20 protein-coding genes, 2 tRNA genes and 1 pseudogene are annotated in these 21112 nt (G+C 63.4%); 13 read left to right on the top strand and 10 right to left on the bottom strand.

The features are described from left to right. Positions 1-22 precede the first annotated feature (22 nt). Positions 23-619 (bottom strand): TetR/AcrR family transcriptional regulator, encoded by a 597-nt coding sequence (locus FF80_RS21080; RefSeq protein WP_160172841.1) that lies wholly within the window; start codon positions 617-619, stop codon positions 23-25. A 379-nt stretch (positions 620-998) separates the two neighbouring features. On the opposite strand from FF80_RS21080, the gene trbB reads away from it, so the two are divergent. The 11 genes from trbB to FF80_RS21445 all read left to right on the top strand — a co-directional run bounded on the left by trbB (position 999) and on the right by FF80_RS21445 (position 10617). Next, positions 999-1982: a P-type conjugative transfer ATPase TrbB gene (gene trbB, locus FF80_RS15290; protein WP_035102147.1), complete on the top strand. Its 984-nt coding sequence runs from the start codon at positions 999-1001 to the stop codon at positions 1980-1982. Further along, complete coding sequence (locus FF80_RS15285; protein ID WP_035102145.1) at positions 1979-2311, top strand: TrbC/VirB2 family protein; 333 nt, start codon at positions 1979-1981, stop codon at positions 2309-2311. The genes trbB and FF80_RS15285 overlap by 4 nt, the downstream gene beginning before the upstream one ends. Next, complete coding sequence (locus FF80_RS15280; RefSeq protein WP_035102143.1) at positions 2311-2592, top strand: VirB3 family type IV secretion system protein; 282 nt, start codon at positions 2311-2313, stop codon at positions 2590-2592. The genes FF80_RS15285 and FF80_RS15280 overlap by 1 nt, the downstream gene beginning before the upstream one ends. Positions 2593-2606: 14 nt before the next feature. Then, on the top strand, positions 2607-5045 hold the full coding sequence (gene trbE / locus FF80_RS15275) for a conjugal transfer protein TrbE (protein WP_035102141.1): 2439 nt from the start codon (positions 2607-2609) through the stop codon (positions 5043-5045). After that, entirely contained in the window at positions 5042-5803 is a 762-nt protein-coding gene (gene trbJ, locus FF80_RS15270; RefSeq protein WP_035102139.1) for a P-type conjugative transfer protein TrbJ, read from the top strand. Before trbE ends, trbJ begins: the two co-directional genes overlap by 4 nt. Positions 5804-5823: 20 nt before the next feature. After that, complete coding sequence (gene trbK-alt, locus FF80_RS15265) at positions 5824-6120, top strand: putative entry exclusion protein TrbK-alt (protein WP_035102136.1); 297 nt, start codon at positions 5824-5826, stop codon at positions 6118-6120. A 2-nt stretch (positions 6121-6122) separates the two neighbouring features. Then, positions 6123-7481: a P-type conjugative transfer protein TrbL gene (gene trbL, locus FF80_RS15260; RefSeq protein ID WP_035102134.1), complete on the top strand. Its 1359-nt coding sequence runs from the start codon at positions 6123-6125 to the stop codon at positions 7479-7481. Beyond that, positions 7481-8164: a conjugal transfer protein TrbF gene (gene trbF / locus FF80_RS15255; protein WP_035102132.1), complete on the top strand. Its 684-nt coding sequence runs from the start codon at positions 7481-7483 to the stop codon at positions 8162-8164. Before trbL ends, trbF begins: the two co-directional genes overlap by 1 nt. Next, a complete protein-coding gene (trbG, locus tag FF80_RS15250) occupies positions 8161-9144 on the top strand; it encodes a P-type conjugative transfer protein TrbG (protein WP_035102130.1) in 984 nt (327 codons plus the stop codon). The genes trbF and trbG overlap by 4 nt, the downstream gene beginning before the upstream one ends. 86 nt (positions 9145-9230) lie before the next feature. Then, positions 9231-10349, top strand: a complete 1119-nt coding sequence (locus FF80_RS15245; protein ID WP_035102128.1) for a TrbI/VirB10 family protein — start codon at positions 9231-9233, stop codon at positions 10347-10349. A gap of 1 nt (position 10350) precedes the next feature. Then, the gene (locus FF80_RS21445) at positions 10351-10617 is read left to right on the top strand and encodes a DUF2274 domain-containing protein (RefSeq protein WP_081917470.1); all 267 of its coding nucleotides are present in this window, start codon (positions 10351-10353) and stop codon (positions 10615-10617) included. On the opposite strand, the gene FF80_RS15240 is transcribed toward FF80_RS21445, so the two are convergent. From FF80_RS15240 to FF80_RS15225, 4 genes are read right to left on the bottom strand one after another with little or no spacing between them, the layout of a single operon-like run. After that, positions 10523-11533 (bottom strand): LysR family transcriptional regulator, encoded by a 1011-nt coding sequence (locus FF80_RS15240; protein WP_035102126.1) that lies wholly within the window; start codon positions 11531-11533, stop codon positions 10523-10525. The genes FF80_RS21445 and FF80_RS15240 overlap by 95 nt on opposite strands. After that, entirely contained in the window at positions 11530-11904 is a 375-nt protein-coding gene (locus FF80_RS15235; protein WP_244445792.1) for a LysR family transcriptional regulator, read from the bottom strand. The genes FF80_RS15240 and FF80_RS15235 overlap by 4 nt, the downstream gene beginning before the upstream one ends. A gap of 12 nt (positions 11905-11916) precedes the next feature. After that, positions 11917-12753: an NAD(P)H-binding protein gene (locus tag FF80_RS15230; RefSeq protein ID WP_035102124.1), complete on the bottom strand. Its 837-nt coding sequence runs from the start codon at positions 12751-12753 to the stop codon at positions 11917-11919. A 4-nt stretch (positions 12754-12757) separates the two neighbouring features. After that, positions 12758-14323: an MFS transporter gene (locus FF80_RS15225; protein WP_052153656.1), complete on the bottom strand. Its 1566-nt coding sequence runs from the start codon at positions 14321-14323 to the stop codon at positions 12758-12760. A 78-nt stretch (positions 14324-14401) separates the two neighbouring features. On the opposite strand from FF80_RS15225, the gene FF80_RS15220 reads away from it, so the two are divergent. Continuing rightward, entirely contained in the window at positions 14402-14983 is a 582-nt protein-coding gene (locus FF80_RS15220; RefSeq protein ID WP_035102123.1) for a TetR/AcrR family transcriptional regulator, read from the top strand. A gap of 661 nt (positions 14984-15644) precedes the next feature. Here FF80_RS15220 and FF80_RS15215 read toward each other — a convergent pair. From FF80_RS15215 to FF80_RS21710, 4 genes are all read right to left on the bottom strand, one after another. Next, on the bottom strand, positions 15645-16358 hold the full coding sequence (locus FF80_RS15215; protein WP_035102122.1) for an amino acid racemase: 714 nt from the start codon (positions 16356-16358) through the stop codon (positions 15645-15647). A gap of 179 nt (positions 16359-16537) precedes the next feature. Continuing rightward, a complete protein-coding gene (locus FF80_RS21955) occupies positions 16538-16720 on the bottom strand; it encodes a hypothetical protein (RefSeq protein ID WP_035102121.1) in 183 nt (60 codons plus the stop codon). 170 nt (positions 16721-16890) lie between these two features. Then, positions 16891-16967, bottom strand: a tRNA-Arg gene (locus FF80_RS15205). A gap of 137 nt (positions 16968-17104) precedes the next feature. After that, positions 17105-17253 (bottom strand) — tRNA-Arg (locus tag FF80_RS21710). A gap of 946 nt (positions 17254-18199) precedes the next feature. Here FF80_RS21710 and FF80_RS22250 point away from each other — a divergent pair. Continuing rightward, positions 18200-18541, top strand: a pseudogene (locus FF80_RS22250) (lytic transglycosylase domain-containing protein); the annotation flags it as partial. 10 nt (positions 18542-18551) lie between these two features. Here the strand turns inward: FF80_RS22250 and FF80_RS21075 are convergent. Continuing rightward, positions 18552-20897, bottom strand: coding sequence for a PAS domain-containing protein (locus tag FF80_RS21075; RefSeq protein WP_152558396.1), 2346 nt, complete (start codon positions 20895-20897; stop codon positions 18552-18554). Between the last annotated feature and the right edge of the window lie 215 nt (positions 20898-21112).

Genomic DNA, 21112 nt, shown 5'->3' with positions numbered 1-21112 from the left:
AGCCATACTTTCGGTATGTTAGTCAATCGCCGGTGATCCCGTCCAGCAAGCGCATGATGACGGCTTCCCCCTGAGTCATCCGGTCCTCGGCCTCATCATGCGAGGCCCATTCGACCGTCTGATAGATCGCCCCGGCGATAACGCGCGTCGTCGCCTCCTGATCCAGCGCGGCGAGCGCCCCCGACGCCTGCGCCGCGCCGATGAAATCGCGCATCACGGCAAGCATGTGCTGCTGGTCGATCTCGGCACATTCGGCCCATGTCAGGACCGCGCCCGCATCGCGGCAAACGATCCGCATCACATCGGGCTTGCGCAGCTCGTGCAGGAAGGCTTGGCATACGGCCTTGAGGCCCTGAAACGGGTCGGGGGCCGCATCACCCGCCGCTCGGGCGCGGGCTGCAACCTGCGTCTGCACGGTCACGAGGACGGCGCGAAACAGGTCTTTCTTGTCCCGAAAATGATGGTAGAGCGCGCCCTTGGTGAGCTGAACGCCTTTCAGCACATCGTCAAGGCTCACATCTCCATATCCGCGAGCGGCAAAGAGTTCCTGCGCCACCCGCACAAGGTGCTGTTGTGTCTCAGCCGCGCGGGCGGCTCTGGATTTGGGAAGTTCTCGCATACCTACCGTATGCATGTTGGCGTGCGATATGGAAGTGTGCACGTGGCAAGAGGTTCTCACATGTCGAGTTCTATGGTCAGCCGTTTGATCGCCGAACGTCCGAAATGGGTGGTGAGTTCAACCGGTCGATTCCTGCCGTCTGCTTTTCGTGAAACTCTCGCTTAAAAGCACCATTGTACGGCTGATATTTGCTGGTCGCAGAATGCCAAATTCTGCGATCAGCAACATAGCCGCCAAGCTAAGCTCCCGCCGTCTCCCTGTCTTTCCACGCCAGCCCACTACTACGTCCTTGACGCTGTTGCGCAGGCCTAAGTTCTGCCTCTCTTACTCTTCCCCGATCCAGGGCTGGCCGAACGGTCCCTGAACGCAAGGGGACGACATGGCGGAATCTTTTCAGACATCACAGGCGACGACGCGGGGCGCGCGCATGCTGCGCACCGCCCTTGGCCCTGCCATCGCCCGGTTTCTGGAAGACCCGTCGATCGTCGAGGTGATGCTCAATCCTGATGGCCGGCTCTGGATCGACCGGCTCTCCGAAGGCCTGTCCGATACGGGCGAGCGGTTGTCGCCAGCGGACGGCGAACGGATTGTGCGTCTGGTCGCGCACCATGTCGGCGCCGAGGTCCATTCCGGCGCTCCGCGTGTCTCGGCGGAACTCCCAGAGACGGGGGAACGGTTCGAGGGGCTTCTCCCTCCCGTCGTCGCGGCGCCGAGCTTTGCCATCCGCAAACCCGCCGTCGCCGTCTTCACCCTCGACGATTATGTCGCCGCCGGCATCATGAACGCGGACCAGGCTGAGGCCCTGCGCACTGCGGTCGCCTCGCGCAAAAACATCCTCGTCGCCGGCGGCACCTCGACCGGCAAGACCACGCTCACCAATGCGCTGCTCGCCGAGGTCGCCAAGACCTCTGACCGCGTGGTGCTGATCGAGGATACCCGCGAGCTTCAGTGCGCCGCGCCGAACCTCGTGGCGCTGCGCACCAAGGACGGCGTGGCATCGCTGTCCGATCTGGTTCGCTCCTCCCTGCGCCTGCGCCCCGACCGCATTCCCATCGGTGAGGTGCGTGGCCCCGAAGCCCTTGATCTCCTCAAAGCCTGGGGCACCGGCCATCCCGGCGGCATCGGCACCATCCACGCCAGCACCGGCATCGGCGCGCTTCGCCGTCTCGAACAACTTATTCAGGAAGCCGTCGTCACGGTCCCGCGCGCCCTGATCGCCGAGACCATCGATCTCGTCGCCGTGCTCTCAGGCCGTGGATCTCTGCGCCGCCTCTCCGAACTCGCCCGCGTCGAGGGCCTCGGCCCCGACGGCGACTACCGCGTCGTGCCCTCAACCCCAAATCTCACAGGAGAACCAACATGATCCGCCGTGCTCTGCGCGTCCGCCGCCATATCGCGACGGCTGCCGCCGTCACCTATGCCAGCCTGATCCTCGCCCCCGCCGCCCACGCCTCCGGCTCGTCCATGCCGTGGGAAGCGCCGCTGCAGTCGATCCTGCAATCGATCGAAGGCCCCGTCGCCAAGATCATCGCGGTGATCATCATCATTGTCACCGGCCTGACGCTGGCCTTTGGCGACAGTTCGGGCGGCGCCCGCAAGCTGATCCAGATCGTCTTCGGCCTGTCGATCGCCTTCGCGGCCAGCTCGTTCTTCCTTTCGTTCTTCTCCTTCGGCGGCGGAGCGCTCGTCTGATGGCGGGCTTCAACGACCAGACCGGCGAAGTGCCGGGCTTCTCCGTCCCCGTTCACCGAGCACTGACCGAGCACATCCTGCTCGGCGGGGCTCCGCGCTCGATCGCCATCGTCAACGGCACGCTGGCCGCCGCCCTCGGCCTGGGGTTGCGTCTCTGGCTGGTTGGCATCGCGCTTGGGTTGCTCGGACATTTCGCGGCCGTCTGGGCGGCCAAACGCGATCCGCTGTTCGTCGATGTGGTGCGCCGCCATCTGCGCATCCCCGGCCATCTCGGCGTCTGAGGAGAACAACCATCATGATGAACCTTGCAGAATATCGTCGCACCGTCACACGACTCGCCGACTTCCTGCCCTGGGCGGCGCTGGCCGGAGACGGCGTCGTGCTCAACAAGGACGGCAGCTTCCAGAGAACGGCGCGGTTCCGTGGCCCTGATCTCGATTCCGCAGTCCCTGCCGAATTGGTGGCCGTAGCAGGACGATTGAACAACGCCTTCCGCCGTCTCGGCTCCGGCTGGGCCATTTTCGTCGAGGCGCAGCGCCATGCCGCCGCCACCTATCCGGCAAGCCGCTTCCCCGATGCCGCGTCGGCGCTGGTCGATGCCGAGCGCAAGGCCGGGTTCGAGGAAGCCGGCACGCATTTCGAATCCAGCTATTTCCTGACCTTCCTCTATCTGCCGCCCGCCGAAGACGCGGCGCGTGCCGAGAGCTGGCTCTACGAGGGCCGCGAACAATCCGGCGTCGACGCTCGTGAGATCCTGCGCGGCTTCATCGACCGCACCGACCGGGTGATCCAGCTCATCGACGGTTTCATGCCGGAATGCGCATGGCTCGATGACGCCGAGACGCTGACCTATCTGCATGGCTGCATCTCGACCAAACGCCACCGCGTCCGCGTCCCTGAAACGCCGATGTATCTCGACGCGCTGCTCGCCGATCAGCCGCTTACCGGCGGACTGGAGCCGCGTCTGGGCAATTCCCATCTGCGCATTCTCACCATCGTCGGTTTCCCGACCGCAACCACGCCCGGCATTCTCGACGAGTTGAACCGGCTGGCCATTCCCTATCGCTGGTCGACGCGGGCGGTGATGCTCGACAAGACCGACGCGACCAAGCTGCTGACCAAGATCAGGCGGCAATGGTTCGCCAAGCGGAAGAGCATCGCCTCCATCCTCAAGGAGATCATGACCAACGAAGCCTCGGCTCTGGTCGATACCGATGCCTCGAACAAGGCCGCCGACGCCGATCTGGCACTTCAGGAATTGGGCGCCGACTATGCCGGCCAAGCCTATGTCACAGCGACCGTCACGGTCTGGGACGACGATCCGCGCATCGCTGACGAGAAGCTGCGGCTGGTCGAAAAAATCATCCAGGGCCGCGACTTCACGGCAATGCCTGAGACCATCAACGCGGTGGACGCCTGGCTCGGCTCCTTGCCGGGGCACGTCTACGCCAATGTCCGGCAACCGCCCATCAGCACACTGAACCTCGCCCATATGATCCCGCTTTCAGCGGTGTGGGCGGGGCCGGAACGGGACGAGCATTTTGCAGCGCCCCCTCTGCTCTTCGGCAAGACCGAAGGCTCGACCCCGTTCCGGTTTTCCCTTCATGTCGGCGATGTCGGCCATACGCTGATCGTCGGGCCGACCGGCGCCGGTAAATCCGTACTGCTGGCGCTAATGGCCTTGCAGTTCCGGCGCTATCCGGGCGCACAGGTCTTCGCCTTCGATTTCGGCGGCTCGATCCGCGCCGCTGCGCTCGCCATGGGCGGCGACTGGCACGACCTCGGCGGCGGTTTGAGCGAAGACGCCGACGACAGCGTTTCGCTTCAACCTCTGGGCGGCATCCATGATGTCCCCGAACGCGCCTGGGCCGCCGACTGGATCGTCTCGATCCTGACGCGCGAGGGTCTCGGCATCACGCCCGAGGTGAAGGAATATATCTGGACAGCACTGACCTCTCTGGCGTCCGCGCCGGTGAACGAGCGCACCATCACCGGCCTCGCCGTCCTGCTGCAATCCAACGATCTGAAGCAGGCGCTGCGACCCTATTGCGTCGGCGGTCCCTATGGCCGTCTGCTCGACGCCGAAGTCGAGCATCTGGGCGGGGCATCCGTACAGGCGTTCGAGACCGAGGGGCTGATCGGCACGGGCGCGGCGCCCGCCGTCCTGTCCTATCTGTTCCATCGGATCGGCGACCGCCTCGACGGGTCTCCGACCCTGCTGATCATCGACGAGGGCTGGCTGGCGCTTGATGATGACGGCTTCGCCGGCCAGCTCCGCGAATGGCTGAAGACCCTGCGCAAGAAGAACGCCTCCGTGATCTTCGCCACGCAGTCCCTGTCCGACATCGACGGCAGTGCCATCGCGCCCGCGATCATCGAAAGCTGTCAGACCCGGCTTCTGCTCCCGAACGAACGCGCCATCGAGCCGCAGATCACCGCCATCTACCGGCGCTTCGGACTGAACGACCGGCAGATCGAGATCCTCGCGCGGGCCACCCCGAAGCGGGATTACTACTGCCAGTCCCGGCGCGGCAATCGCCTGTTCGAGCTGGGCCTGTCCGATGTGGCGCTGGCGCTCTGCGCCGCCTCTTCCAAGACCGACCAGACGGACATTCAGCGCATTGTTGCCGAGCATGGCCGTGAGGGCTTCCTCGCCGCCTGGCTGCGCCACCGCGACGTGGCTTGGGCCATCGACCTCATCCCCGACCTCAACAACCAGGAGAGACCCTCATGATGATCCGCCGTTCCCGCGCGGCCCTTGTCGCCGCGACGATCCTTGCCGCGCCGCTGGCGCTATCGCCGGTGCTCACCGCTCCAGCCCACGCGCAATGGATTGTCTACGATCCGACCAACTACGCGCAGAATGTTCTGACAGCGGCGCGCACCCTGCAACAGGTCAACCAGCAGATCACCCAGCTTCAGAACGAAGCGCAAATGCTGATCAATCAGGCCCGTAATCTGGCGAGCCTGCCTTACTCCTCGATTCAGCAGCTCCAGCAATCGGTCCAGCGTACCCAGCAGCTTCTGAATCAGGCGCAGAACATCGCCTTCGACGTCCAGAAAATCGATCAGGCGTTCCAGACCCAATATGGCGCAGCCTCGCTCTCGGCAACGGACCAGCAGCTCGTTGCCGGCGCGCGTGAGCGTTGGCAAAACACGGTAGGCGGTCTTCAGGATGCCATGCGGGTACAGGCCGGCGTCGTCGGCAATATTGACGGGCAGCGCACCGAGATGTCGGCCCTGGTCGGCCGGAGCCAGAGCGCGACCGGTGCGCTTCAGGCAACCCAGGCCGGCAATCAGCTCCTCGCCCTTCAAGCACAGCAACTCGCCGACCTCACGGCGCTGCTCGCCGCCAATGGCCGGGCCGAGGCCCTGTCTGCGGCTGAACAGGCCGCAGCCGCCGAACAAGGCCGTGAACAGCGCCGCCGTTTCCTGACGCCCGGCACGGGCTACCAGCCGGGCAACGCCCGGATGTTCAACAACGGCAACTGAGACCCGGAAAGGGGAGCACCATGGACGGCAAGATGCTGGCCCGGTTGGGCGCCATCATATTCGTCGCCGTCGCGATCACCGCGACTGCCATCGAAATGACCCGCAAGGAAGAAGCACCGGCGGCCCCCTCCGCCCGGCAGCTTCAGCCGTCCACCCCCGATCCGCTGCGCGCCGGTCAGCGCCGCTGCCAGCAACTCGGGCAGAAGGCCACCGAAGATCCAGAGTGCCTGCGCGTCTGGACCGAAAGCCGCGATCGCTTCCTCGGAACCCCGACGCCTGCCGCACCGGCCGCTCCCCATCAGAACGAAGGACAATAATCATGGGCGGCACCGGCGTCATCGACCAGTTCCTCCAGGTCTTCACCAGCTACATCGACTCAGGCTTCGGCCTGCTCGGCGGCGAGGTCGCCTTCATCGCCACGACGCTGATCGTCATCGACGTGACGCTGGCCGCGTTGTTCTGGAGCTGGGGCGCCGATGACGATATCATCGCCCGCCTCGTAAAGAAGACCCTGTTCGTCGGCGTCTTCGCCTATTTGATTTCCAACTGGAACAATCTGGCGAAGATCATCTTCGACAGCTTTGCCGGTCTCGGCCTCAAGGCTTCCGGCACCAGCTTCACGACGGCCGATCTGCTGCGACCCGGCAAGGTGGCGCAGACAGGCCTCGACGCTGGGCGGCCCCTGTTGGAGTCGATCTCCGGCTTGATGGGCTACTGGTCCTTCTTCGAGAACTTCATCCAGATCGCCTGCCTGCTCTTCGCCTGGGCCCTGGTGCTGCTCGCCTTCTTCATTCTGGCCATCCAGCTCTTCGTCACGCTGATCGAGTTCAAACTGACCGTCCTCGCAGGCTTTGTTCTCATCCCCTTCGGCCTGTTCGGCAAATCAGCGTTCATGGCCGAGAAGGTGCTCGGCAATGTGATCTCCTCCGGCATCAAGGTGCTGGTGCTGGCCGTCATCATCGGCATCGGCTCGACCCTGTTCGGTCAGTTCACCGCAGGTTTTAGCGGGGCGACGCCCACCATAGACGACGCCATGGCGATCGTTCTGGCCGCCCTTTCCCTTCTCGGCCTCGGCATTTTCGGCCCCGGCATCGCCAATGGTCTTGTCTCCGGCGGTCCCCAGCTTGGCGCGGGCGCCGCAGTCGGAGCCGGCCTCGCCGTCGGCGGTGCAGCTCTGGGCGCTGGCGGTGCGGCAGGTCTGGCCGCTAAGGGAGGTGCTGCCGCCCTTTCCGGTGGCGCTGCCGCCGTTCGGGGAGGCGCGGCTGCCGCTGGCGGCGCCTCCACCGCCTATAGCCTCGCCTCCGCTGGCCAGTCCGGCGCATCCGGTGTGGCATCCGGCCTCGGCGGTGTAGCGAAAGCGGCCGGCAGCGCCGCCGTCTCGCCGCTGAAGCGCGCCGCATCTAAAGCCACTGAAAGCGTCCAATCCAGCTTCTCTGGCGGCGCCAAATCCGCCTTCGAGACCACGGGCGGCTCTTCGACCATGGGAACGATCGGCCGCGGCGCTGACGCTGCCGGTTCCCCCTCAACCCCCGCAGGCAACGGCCCGCCCGACTGGGCCAAGCGCATGAAACGCTCGCAGGGCATGTCCCACGGCGTCTCCGCCGCCGCCCACGCGGTGCGATCTGGCGACAGCCATGGCGGCGGCTCCTCCATCAACCTTTCCGAAAGTGACCGCTGATGTTCAAACGTCCCGCAACCCATTACGGCAAGACGCCCGAGCCCGAGACCCCATACCAAAAAGCCGCACAGATTTGGGACGAGCGCATCGGCTCGGCCCGTGTCCAGGCGAAGAACTGGCGGTTTATGGCCTTCGGCTCGCTGCTGCTGGCGGGCGGCTTCGCTTCTGCCCTAGTCTGGCAGTCGGCGCGCGGCACCATTGTTCCATGGGTGGTGCAGGTCGACAATCTCGGCCAATCGCAGGCAGTCGCCCCGGCCGTTGCCGATTATCGCCCGACCGATCCGCAAGTGGCCTGGCATCTCGGCCGCTTTATCGAGCAGGTCCGCTCGATCCCCGCCGACGCCATCATTGTGCGCCAGAACTGGCTTCGCGCCTATGAGTTCACCACCGATCGCGGCGCGGCGACGCTGAACGACTACGCCCGCGCCAACGATCCCTTCACCCGCGTCGGCCGCCAGCAGATCGCCGTCGAGGTGTCGAGCGTCATCCGGGCGTCCCCGGACAGCTTCCGTGTGGCCTGGACCGAACGCCACTACGAGAATGGCCAGCTTTCCACCACGGAACGCTGGACCGCGATCCTTACGATCGTCGTGCAGCCGCCGCGTGATGCGGAACGGCTGAAAGCCAATCCGCTCGGTATCTACATCAATGCAATTTCCTGGTCGCGGGAGATGAGCCAATGACCCGCGCCGTCCACGTCTCGGATAGGCCGGGAAAGAGAGGCGCGGCCGTGGCGACCGTGCTCCTGGCCGCAACCATGCTCGCCGGTTGCGCAACGATGAAAAAGCCGCCGGAAATCAGCTACGACGCCGATGTTCCACCGCTGCCCGCCGTCGCGGCGGTTGTAACGGAACAGGCGCCGCGGCCCCTGCATGTGCCCCCTAGCTGGACGCCGAGCCGCGGTGGGACTTCGGCCGGCACGCCGACCGGGCGCGTCGAGAACGCCAATGCCGCCGCCCGCGTGGAACCGAGGCGCGACGGCTATTACAACGCCATCCAGATCTACCCATGGAGTGAAGGGGCCCTCTATCAGGTCTACGCCGCCGTGGGGCAGATCACCACGATTGCCCTGGAGCCTGGCGAAAGCCTGACCGGCGCAGGACCGATCGCAGCCGGCGATACCGCCCGCTGGATCATCGGCGACACCGAAAGCGGTTCAGGCCTCACCCGCCGCGTACAGGTTCTCGTGAAACCCACACGCGCCGAAATCTCGACCAATCTCGTCATCACCACGGATCGCCGGACCTACATGATCGAGCTGCGCGCTCGCGAGGCGCTCTATATGCCGGCCGTTGCCTGGGCCTATCCCCAGCAACCGGCATCACAGCGCCAATCCGTGCCTACCACACCCATCATTCCGGCCGTTGCGGCTCGAAACCATCGCTATGGTCTCACCGGCGGCAACCCACCTTGGAAGCCGATCTCGGTCTATGACGATGGCCGCCGCGTCTATGTCGAGTTCCCACGCGGCATCGTTCAGGGCGAGATGCCGCCGCTCTTTGTCATCGGCCCGGACGGCGAGCCGCAAATCGTCAATAGCCGGATTTATAACAACATCCTGATCGTCGACCGCCTGTTCGGCGCTGCCGAACTGCGCCTTGGCGGCGGCGACCGTCAGCAAACCGTCAGGATCGTCCGCACCGACGGAAGGCCCGCATCATGACTCCTATCGATCCCACAGCGAACAGTCAGCCGAATACGGACGGAGACGACGATGCTCTGCCTTTAACCGGCGAACCTGCCGCCCCTATGCGACTGCGCGCCGACGCTCCCCGCGTCACGCGCATCTCGCGCAAGGTGCTTGCCAGTGTCGGTCTTGTTGCCAGCCTCGGTATTGGTGGGGCCCTGATTTATGCGCTGCAGACCCGCGACGCCGGCTCAGGCAATGAGGAACTCTATTCCGTAGACAATCGCGCCACGGCAGATGGCATCGCCGGTCTGCCACGCGACTACACTGGCCCGATCCTCGGTCCTGCATTGCCCGGCGATCTGGGGAGACCGATCCTCGATGCGCAGAACCGGGGTCAACCCGTCGTGCCGCCTTCAATAGCGACACCGGCGGTCGATCCAGAAGAGCAGCGTCGGCTCGCGGAGCAAGAAGCCGCCCGCAACAGCCGGCTCTTCTTCCAGACGGAGGCGAGAACGGCGGCGGCAACCGGCACGGCAGCCGGCGGCATGCCGGACTTTTCCGGTCTCGGCCTAACTGGCCCGGCAGGTACACCCACGGCGCAGGACCGCCAGTCGGCCTTCCTCAACGCCGCTGTCGACCGGCGCACGGTCGCATCCGATCGCGTCATGGCGCCCGCATCGCCCTACGTCCTTCAGGCTGGCGCGGTGATTTCGGCGGCACTCATCACCGGCATTCGTTCCGATCTGCCGGGGCAGATCACGGCGCAGGTGACGGAGCACATCTATGACAGCCCGACCGGCCGCATCCTCCTCGTACCGCAGGGCACCCGCATCATCGGCGAATACAGCAACGATGTCGGCTTCGGGCAGCGCCGCGTGCTGCTGGTCTGGAACAGGCTGATCTTGCCGAATGGCCGTTCGATCGTGCTGGAGCGTCAGCCGGGCGCGGACGCCCAGGGCTATGCCGGGCTGCAGGACGGCATCGACTATCACTGGTGGGATATGGCGAAAGCCGCCGGTCTTTCGACGCTGCTCGCGGTCGGAGCGGAACTCGCTGTCGATGACGACGACCGGCTTCTGCGCGCCATCCGCGACGGGGGGCAGGATACCATCAACGATGCCGGCCAGCAGATCATCCAGCGCCAATTGCAGGTCGTACCGACGCTGACGATCCGGCCGGGTTTCCCGGTGCGCGTCATCGTCACCCGCGATCTCGTCCTCGAACCCTATGGGGGTTGATATGACCAAGCTGAAACTCGGCCCGGTTACCGAAGACAAGCCGGTCAAGGTGACAATAGACCTGCCAGGCAGTCTGCATCGGGATCTGGTCGCCTATGCCGAGGCGATGGCCCGGGAGAGCGGCCAGACTGCTGCCGATCCGAAGCGGCTGATCGTGCCGATGCTGGAACGGTTCATTGCGACGGATCGGGGCTTTGCGAAGGCGCGACGGGCGCCGGATCAGAACCATTCATCCCGCTTTCCAAAGGACCAGTCAGGCCCGTCGTGACAATGCTGGCCTCGCAGCGTTTCGAGATCACCTTGGCCAGGCTGAGAAGACGACGGAAGGCAGGATTGTCGTTGCGGGGCGACCAGACCGCGCAGAAGGGCAGGCTTTCTTCGGTGAGCGGTCGATACACGATACCCGGAAACTGTGTGGCAATCGTCGCCTCGCTGGTCAGCGTCAGGCAGTTTCCGCCGGCGACGATTTGCATCAGGGTGTCCCGATAAACCGCATGCTTCTGAATAGGTGGGCTATGGCCGAGTTCGGCGAGATGCTTCACCAGATAGTCTCGGATTTCCGATCCCGACTGCGCTTCGCTGACGGTGAATTCCTGATTCCGAAGGTCACTCCAAGAGATTTCCTCTTTTCCGGCCAGTTCATGTCGGGTCGACATCACGACATAGACGCGCTCGCTCCACAGATACGAAACGTCGCAGCCTTCCGCCGCAGGCGTGCCGGTCAGGAAGGCGACATCCAGCCGGTGCTGCCGGATTGCTGGAACATGATCGGAAGCGTCACCTTCGATATAATCGATCCGCACCTGGGCGTGATCGGCGGCGTAGACATCTACCAACTCGGCGATGAAGCCTGAAGCCATCGAGGACATCAGCCCGATCCTGACGACACCCGCCTGACCCCGTCCAATGGCGCCAGCGTCAAGCGTAGCATGGGTGAGCTGGTTCAGCGCCCTGCGCGCCCGATGGATAAACCGCTCGCCCGCGAAGGTGAGAATGACGCCGCCCTGTCCACGAATGAACAGGGCCACGCCAATCTCATCTTCCAATTCGCGGATGCGGCGGCTGACAGCACCTGGGTCAACGCCGAGTTGCCGGGCGGCACGACGGATCCCGCCATGTTCCGCCGCCGCAATCACGTAGCGCAGATGCCGAAGCTCAAAGCTGGTTTCATCCGCAGGCGTCATCTTACCCAACGGATGCCGATGCGCAGGCGACCGCCTTCTCCCGACGCCGCCATGCCGGCGGTCATCACGGCATGGTCGAGTTGATCGACGCCGGCCGCCACATGTTTGATGAAATGTCGGCCGGCTTCCGTCAGCCGGACGCCGCGCGCGTGACGCTCGAACAGCAGGATACCAACGTCGTCCTCCAGCACCTTCACGCGCGCGCTGACGCTGGATTGCACCACGCCGAGCGCGTTCGCCACTTGGCGAAAGTTCAGATATTCGGCGACGGCGAGCGTCTGGATGAGTGACGCTAGGGGAATACGCGACCCCAACGAGGTCGGCATTCCCCATTGGCGATCAATTATCGGTGCAAAACGCAGCGGGCGCATGCCGCCCTCTGGTCAACGGAACTCATCCACATGATCTAGAGCCCAGCTTTCAAACGATCTGGGATCACGCCCTGTCAGCATTCGGACGGATGAAGTGACGGGTTCGGGCTTATCAATGAAAGAGCGCCAACTCTCCAGAATGTATCCAGCCAGCCCGGAATCCTCAAATTCTTCCGTAAGGCGAATACGTGCATCCTCTTCGGGCTCTTCGTCCCAATACAGGCTGCGGCCAATGGCATTTCCGATGATTCTAACCTGATCGATCTGCTTCAATGCGTTTGGCCCTGTCAGCGTATAGCGCTGACCGGCGTGCCTCTCGTCTATCAGCGTCGCAGCGGCCGATTCAGCGATGTCCGCCTCATGAATCAATGAGCGTGTCGCGTTCCCAAACGGCCAGCGAACTCGGTCGCCCGCTTGAATTTGCGGAATCCACATGCGCGCATTCTTCGCGAATCCCACACAGCGCAGGGTCGTCCATTTTGAGACCGCCTGCTCGATGGCATTTTCCATTATCGCCCATGACGAAGTAGGCTCTGAGGCGGCTGCCTCAGCCGAAAGATATGTAATGCGCGCGCCGGAAGCTCCTAGTATCCTGCCTATGTCCTCCGCAACCTCGGCAGTCTCCGAACCGGACAGTGACGGCCAGAGCCAGAAAACGGCTTCTGCCCCCGCTACAGCCCTTTCAATTGACGATAGGTCCCCGACGTCCATGGCAACGCTTCGAACCCCGGCCGGCAACGAAGCACGTTTCTGATCTCGCACCGCCGCGACGACATCGACCTGTTGCGAGTGAAGGTTCCGAACCAGATGCTGTCCGACTGAACCTGTAGCGCCTGTAACCACGATCATATTCTTACTCCTTTGCGGCCTTTGGTATCACCGGGGTTTGAATGTCGCGTTCGACGGGTGCGGATCGCATGAGCCAGGGAACCAGCACGCCAAGCGCAAACATCATGATTGCTCCCACACCCGCTGCCGTGGTGAAGCCGGAGGTGAAGGCTTGTCGAGCGCTCAAACGAAGCGCATCGGCGGTTGACCCGGTGAGAGTATCGGCAACCGCTATGGCTGCGCCGAGTGTTTGCGCTGCGACCTCGTGTAAATCTTCTGGAAGTTCAGCGGGAAGCGTCAACGAAGAGCGGTAAATCACGGTGCCCAGCGTTCCCGTGAGAGCAATACCTAACGCTGCACCGAGTTCGGAGCCGGTTTCCGACAGTGCAGAAGCTGCTCCTGCGCGCTCTATCGGCGCGGCAGCCACCACCACGTCTGTTGAGAGCGACATGATTGTCGTTACGCCAGCGCCCAGCAGAGCGCCGCCGATCAACACGATAGCTAGACCGTTCTGCGATGGAGTTGTCGCCGTAATCGCCAAACCACCTGAGGCCAGAAGGAACCCTACGAACAGGGTGCGCGGAAGACCCCACCGTGCGACGACAACAGTTGCACCCATCGCTCCAGCCATTGACGCAAACGTAAGGGGGGCCATCCAGAGCGCCGCCGTCAGCGGAGACATGGACAGGACAAGTTGGAGATACTGCGCCAGATACATGGTTGGGCCGGTCAGCGCCAACATTCCCAGCGTAACCGCGAGGATGCCCGCAACGAACTTTCTGCGCCGAAACAAGGTGAAGTCGATCAGCGGTTGGTGTGTCGAGCGTTGCTGCGCAAAAAAGACAACCAGTAGGATCAAGCTGAGCAACAGGAACGAGCCGCTGGAAACGGACCAGAGGCCCTCTTCGGCTCCCTTTTTGAGTGCGTAAACGAACGCGAGAACCGCAGCCAATGACAGGGCTGCACCAACAAGATCAAAGCCGCTTTGTTCATCGTTGCGATGCTCCGGCACGAGCTTCGGTGCGACAACGAGCAGGGTGATGATGACCGGGACATTGATAAGAAAGACAGAACCCCAGTCGAAGTGGCTCAGAAGCACACCTCCCACTACGGGGCCGAGAACCCCACCACCGGCAAAGGCAGCGGTCCATATGCCAATGGCGCGCGTTCTTTCTTCAGGGTCATGGAAAATATTACGAATCAGCGCCAGCGTCGACGGCATAAGCGTGGCCCCGCCCACCCCCATCAAGGCGCGGGACGCGATGAGGAACTCGGGGCTTGGCGCAAAGGCCGCCAGCAATGACGCCACACCGAACAGCGAGGCTCCGGCGAGCAACAGCCTACGGCGGCCAATCCTGTCGCCCAGGCTTCCCATCACAATAAGAAGCCCTGCCAGTACAAATCCGTAAATATCGAGTATCCACAGCATCTGATTGCTGCTTGGTGTCAGATCGGCGCTTATGTGGGGGACTGCCAAGTAGAGGACGGAGAGGTCCATGGAGACCAGCAGGACGGGCAGGACGAGGGCTGCCAGAGCAAACCAACGGCTCCGAGCTGATGGAACAGGCTGGGCATTCTCAGAATCGGGCACGACGGACCCCTCACAAGCGGACATTGTGTCCGAATAAGTGGACATGGTGTCCGTTTATGTCAAGTGCTATGCTGAGACATGACAACCTCCTCCAAGCGCCCCCTTCGCGCGGACGCACGCCGCAATCGTGATCTGATCGTCGAGACTGCCAGGGCGGCCTTCGCATCCAAGGGCGTCGATGCCTCCCTGGAAGAGATTGCTAAGACAGTGGGGGTGGGCCAGGGCACGCTCTATCGCCACTTTCCGACACGGGAAGACCTGATAGCGGCGGCGATCCAGGACGATGTGGAACAGTTGGCAAGAAACGCGGACAAGCGTGTGCGTGCGCGTTACCCCTTGAAAGCCTTGGGCGAATGGCTGCGGGAACTGGCCCTATTTTCGAGAACCTACAGCGGTTTGCCGAACCGCGTGTTAGATGCCTCAGTGGGGAAGTCGGGAAGCTTTGCCGAATTGTGCGGATCGCTGGAGAGCTTGACGGATCGTGTTCTGGTTCGCGGCAAAGAGACCGGGCAGATTCGAGCCGATGTCACAGCCGAGGATGTTTTTCTGCTGGCGAACGCTGTCGCGTGGAGTCTGACGAAAGCGCGCGGCACTGAATTGCTCGAAAAGCATATCGCCATTTTATTGCGGGGCATCGCGTCAGGAACAAACGAAGTTTGAGGGCCGCGTTTCGGGTGACGTATTCGGCGCTTTCTATCTATCATGCACTTCAACGGAATCTGCACGTAACCAGCATCGCCGCAGCCACGAAGGCACGGTCGGTTCGCTTCGACGTTGCTATTCGCGAATCGGCAGCTACACCGAAAGCCCGCCACGAAGTCGTCATCGAGATCGAGAGGCGTATGCGGGACCATCGGCCTGAAAATTTGCGGATCGCTATCGAGGGGAAGGTTTCCATACCAAAGCCAGTGGTAGCGCCGTAGCGTTTGCCCTGGAACGATTGCTGGGCCTCGATGGGCGACCAGTGCCGCCCCCTGGATTGTGGCTTCCCGAGAACGTTCTGGATGCCGCGCACATCGTCAGCCGGGCGCGAGCGGGAGCCTCTCTCTCGGCCTCCAACCCGTCACGAAGACCGGCGCAGCCCTCTTACTCTCAACCTCCCGGTGTTCACGGGGCGAGGACGGCGTGGACGCTGGAGCGGGATGACCTCACCCGACTCACTCGCGGTCGTTGCCAATTCGCCCGGCAAATCTTGAAAAAGGTCCACTTGTGACCGGCGGTTCTAACACTCTGCAGTCCGTGGAAAGACTGAGGTGCGTTGCTGGTGTCACGACCGACCTCGCTTTTGACACCGGGGCGCGTACATCCGCTTAGTTCACATTCAAGGAGATGAAGGCGCTACAGCACGCCTCAACGCCGCCCGCGCGAGTAGACGCGTCGAGTCTAGTGTCGGCAACGCTGAATTGTTGTCGTTGATGATGAGCGGTATCTCAGTGCAGGCAAGCGCGACCGCGTCGCAGCCCTTTGCCTTCAAGCGCTCGATTACTTTTTTGAAGTAGGCGATGCTGGACGGGTCAAAGACGCCATTCACCAGCTCCGACATGATGATTTCTCCGAGGCGCTCGCGCTCGCCCGGCTTCGGGCGCACATGGTCGAGCCCCACCGCCAACAGGCGGCTCGGGTACACGTCGCTGTCGACCAGCCAGCGCGTGCCAATGAGCCCGATCCGGCGATATCCCTTCCTCACCGCCTCGGCCGCGACCACCTCCGCGATGTGCAACCAGGGTAGCGGCGAAAGCGGGATCACATGATCCATGGCTTGGTGAATCGTGTTGTCCGGGCAGATCAGGAAGTCGGCACCGCTCGCTTGGATCTTCCGCGCAGAACTAAGCATCAACTCCGCGACACCGTCGAGGTCGCCTCGTTCCAAGCACTCGACGTAATCGGCAAGCGAGTGCGTGTGCATCGAAATCTGCGGGTGCGCATGTTCGCCCAGCAGCGCAGCTCCCTCCTGACAGATTGTCTTGTAGCAGAGTGCCGCACCCTCTGCCGAGCAGCCCACGATGCCGATGTGTTTGATGTAAGGGCGGTTCATAGGCTCTGGCATGACGTGACGAGATCGCTTCCAGTCAACACTGTATCCGGACTTGCAAAGTTACGGAAGCATTCCGCAGGGCCGACCTTGGCGGTCAGCGCCGCAAGCCGAGTTTCCGAAGGATCGGAGGCGGACATGACTTGAGTGTCACAACCGTCCCCGCCGCGTCGGAGGAGGAATCACGCCCGCACGGCTGGCGCAAGGACGTGCCGACGGATCGGCACGATCTTGTAGTCCTTGGTGCATTGCCACCGGATCATGCCGACCTCGACGCGGATGCCGCGCACGGTGCGCTTGAACGCCGGGATCGAGGCCCAGCGCTCGCCGTTGCCGGCGCGAAGCAGGTCAATTCGTCGCCGCACAGGGACACGCGGCCGACGCGATGGCTTTCGCCCGATTGGTTGAGCACCGGGGTCAACCCCAGCGCCGGACCGACATCGAGCTGACAGACCAGCACGGCTTCAATTATAGGAGGGCGCTTCAGGCAGGGAGGAACGCTCTAACCCGCCAAGCCAACCCCTGGTGGGGGTGGTGGCGCACCCGACACGATTCGAACGTGTGGCCTCCACCTTCGGAGGGTGGCGCTCTATCCAGCTGAGCTACGGGTGCATCAATGTTCAGATAGTGTCCGAGACCGAACAGGGTCAATCCCGAATCCAGTAATCGAATCGGCTCAAACGGTACGGGTGCATAACCCTGCCGATCCTCGCCGTTCGTTCTCTACAACCTCCTTCAGTTTGCTTCCGTGGTGCTTCCGCGACCTCGGAACCGATTTTGTTACTTCCTCCCAGCTTCACCAATCGCTTGGTTTTCCTCTATTTTTTCGCCACTCGCCTACAGCAGGCTTGACTTAGCCCTGCCTTCGGAGGGCAGCGCTCTATCCAGCTGAGCTACGGGTGCATCCGTGGGGCGGGGCGGACCCCGGCTGAACGGGGTGCAAACTAGCTAAAGAGTGTGAGCCGCGCAACGGGGGTGAACAAGAAATCCCGTATCACGGCATTGGCGGGCTCCAATGGCGTCGTGACCGCCCTCCAATCAACATCCCGCTCAGAATTGGCTTGGCGCCACTTCATCCCACCCCCTTTTGAGGCGGTGTTCGGTTTGAGGACGTCTCCGCGTCGTCCCCCAAGCCAAGCTCCCATGGTCATTACCTGATTTGTCCGGGCAAATCGGTTGCCGCCGCGCGGATCACGTGGACAAGCCGGATGATGACGGTGACTGGAGGGAATAGCAGCAGGCGGAGAGGTCGTTCGCTCAGGCCGCGTGAGGGCGCTGTCCGCCGCCCGGCAAGCCCCGTCTGCCTATCTCCCTCTTGTGGGAAGGTGGGGGCGGGGGAACTCTCCTCGCCGGCACGGGCGTATTTGGACTACACGGCACCTGCCCGCACGAGGGGAAGGAACTGGACCGAGACTCCCGGTCTATCGGGAACAGATGAATGCCCGCCCGCGCTCCATCGCGATTTTGCCATCAAGCCGCCTCGATTTATCCTTATCGCGCTGGGGCTTGAATGGCTGCGCGGCAGGTTTTGCCGTTGCGCCGGGCTTATGGTTAAAATCGTAATGCTTTTTTCAGGTCGGCACTCTATCGCGCCTTCTATGGAAACGGTCTGGGGTGACCTTATGGCAGATGTACACACATTTGGGATGAGCGCGAAGGCGATTGGGGCCGCCGCTATGCTGGCGCTTGTGGTTTCGGGCTGCTCGACGGGCTCGCTCAAGCCCGCGGCCGGCCCGGCCACCGCAGCCATTGCGGCGCTGGCGCCCACCCAGCCGGGCCATGTGCCCAAGGCCGACGCGGTACCGATGGCGCCGGAGGCGCTGGGTTATGCGGCCAGTGGGAGCCTCGATGGGCTGATCGCGCATTACTCCCAGCAATATAGCGTGCCCGAGGCCCTGGTGCGGCGGGTGATCGTGCGCGAGAGCAATTACAATCCGGCGGCCCGCAATGGGCCCTATTATGGCCTGATGCAGATTTCCCACGCTACCGCCAGCGGCATGGGCTATCGCGGCTCGCCCGGCGGGCTGCTCGATGCCGAGACCAATCTGCGCTATGCGGTGCGGTATCTGGCCGGCGCCTATATGACGGCGCGCGGCAATCACGACCAGGCGGTGCGGTTCTACGCCGCTGGCTATTATTACGACGCCAAGCGGGCGGGGCTGTTGGTTCAATCCGGGCTGCGTTGATCGGCTTCCATCACTCCCGATGCGCCAGCAGTCTTGCGATCTGCGTTGCCAGATCGGTCTGCTGATAGGGCTTGGCGAGGCGCGGCAGATCGGTGCTGGTGCCGCTGGGCAGGTCGGCATAGCCGGTGGCCAAGAGGATGGGCAGGCCGGGCCGCAATTGGCGGGCCTTGCCGGCCAGCTCCACCCCGGTCATGCCGGGCATGGCATAATCGGTGATCAGCATATCCACCTGTTGCCCGCTACCCAGGATTTCGAGCGCCTGCTTGCCCGAATAGGCTTCGAGCGCGGTATGGCCGAGGTCTTCCACCATATCGACGGTGTTCATGTTGATCAGCGCATCGTCATCGACCACCAGGATGGTGGAAGCGGGGGCCTCGGTGCGTTCCAGCGGCATTTCGCGCAGCTCCGTGACGGGTGAGGTGGAAACCGGCAGCCAGAGTTCGGCAGTGGTACCTTCGCCCGGCGCGCTGATCAATTTGAGTGCGCCATCCAGTTGCACGGCCAGGCCATGCACCATGGAAAGGCCAAGCCCGGTCCCCTTGCCCAGCTCCTTGGTCGAGAAAAACGGCTCGATGGCGCTTTTGAGCGTTTCGGCATCCATGCCCGAACCGGTATCGGCCACGCCCAGCCGCAGGAAGGGGCCGCTCAGGCCCAGCCGGCTATCGCTGCCATCCATCTGGTTGAGCGAAATGGTCAATTCGCCCCCCTCGGGCATGGCATCGCGCGCATTGACCGCCAGGTTCAAAATCGCCAGTTCGAGCTGGTTGGGATCGACCCGGGCCGGCGGCAGGCCGGGCGCCAACTCGTAGCGGATGGTTACCATAGTGCCCAACGAGCGCTCCATCAGGCCGCGCATGCCTTCGAGCAATTGGGCCAGGTCCGTCGGCTCGGGCGTCAACTCCTGCCGGCGGGCGAAAGCCAGCAGGCGCGCCGTCAGCGAAGCGCCGCGCTGGGCCCCCTGCAAGGCGCCGTCGATGAAGCGGCGGATTTGCGGGTCATCGGGCAGGCGCTTGGCCAGCAATTCGAGATTGCCCTGCACGGCAGCCAAGAGATTATTGAAATCATGCGCCACCCCGCCGGTCAGCTGGCCGATGGTTTCCATCTTCTGGGCTTGACGCAATTGCTCTTCGGCGCGGTGGCGGTCGGTAATGTCGCGGAAGAATGCCGCCCCGCCCACGATCTGTCCGTCGCCGCCGCGCAGCGGGGCATGCTGGCTTTCCAGCATCACCTGCCCCGCGGCAATAGTGGTCAATTCGATTTCCTCGATCGGCCCGGAGACGCCCGCCAGCGCATCGCGCAGCCGCGGCTCGATGATGTCGCCCTGATCGCGGCTGAACACATCGGTCAGCGGCCGTCCGAGCACCGCTGGCGAGGGCAGCCCGAAAATGCGTTCCATCACCGGATTCCAGATGGTGACGCGGAAATCGCTGTCATAGGCGACAATGCCGGCCGGCACGCTGGTCAGCAACAGGCCTGACAGCGCCCGCTCGCCGCGCAGGGCCTGCTGCGTGCGTTCGCGTTCGGTGGCCAAGGCCAATAGCAGCTTTTCGCGCTCCGCCTCCGCATTGCGGCGGGCGGTAATGTCCGAGACCACGCCCACCAGCGTTTCGGGCCGGCCATAGCGGTCGGGCAGCACACGGGCACGGGAATCCAGCCAATGCTCGGTGCCATTGGGCCAGATCACGCGATATTCGATGACCAGATCCGCCCCGGTGCTGATGGAATCGTGCAGCGCCCGCTGCACCCGCTGGATATCGGGCGAGGCAATGGCGGCGATCAGGTCGGCATACAGCAGCCGCTCGTCCGCCGCCCTGCCATAGCAGGCCTTGAACTGGTCGGAGCCATGCAGCACCTGTTCGGTGATGTCGAGCTCCCAGGAGCCCATGCGGCCGGCCAGCAGCGCCGTCTGCAGGCTCTGTTCGCCCTCGCGCAAGTCATCGAGATAGCGGCGTGCTTCATATTGACGGCGGCGGCCGCGCAGCGCATTGCCCACCACATTGCTCAACGCCTGAGGGTGGAAGGGCCGTTCAAGAAAGATCACATTGCCCAGCCGGGTCTCAAGCCCGTTGTCGAGCCCGGCAGGAATGCCTTCATCGCGGCGGGTCAGCACGATGAAGGGGAAATCGGACCAGGAGGGTTGGTTGGCGACCCATTCGAATAGCGGCCGCAGATTGTCGCCATGCAGGGTTTCATCGGCCAGCAGGGCCACCCCGGCGCCCTTGTGCAATTGCTCCACCAGCGCGTCGGCATGGGTGAAGGTTTCCGCCGCCCAGCCGGCATTTTTCAGCAATTGGCTGGTCTGGTCGCCGTCGCCCTCGGCCGATACCAGGATCAATGCGCGCTCCGAACTGGTCACGCCGCCGGGCCCTCCGCCCGCCCGAATGCGGCCATGGCGCAGCCATTCGGGGCCGGGCGACAAAGCCTGGCCGGGTTCTGCAAATGGCGCGGAATGCGTCGAACCATGTCACCCAAAAGGCTTGCCCATTACAAAGCGGACCACCACAGCGATGATGGCTTAAAGCCGGCCAACGCCACAAGCCGGTTTTTGTTGCAGGGGTAAATGAAAAGATC

This window comes from Devosia sp. LC5 (genome assembly GCF_000735585.1).
In the GTDB taxonomy this organism is placed as follows: domain Bacteria; phylum Pseudomonadota; class Alphaproteobacteria; order Rhizobiales; family Devosiaceae; genus Devosia.
Note: the sequence above shows the minus strand (reverse complement) of the source record. Positions and strands in the feature narration are given on the sequence as shown.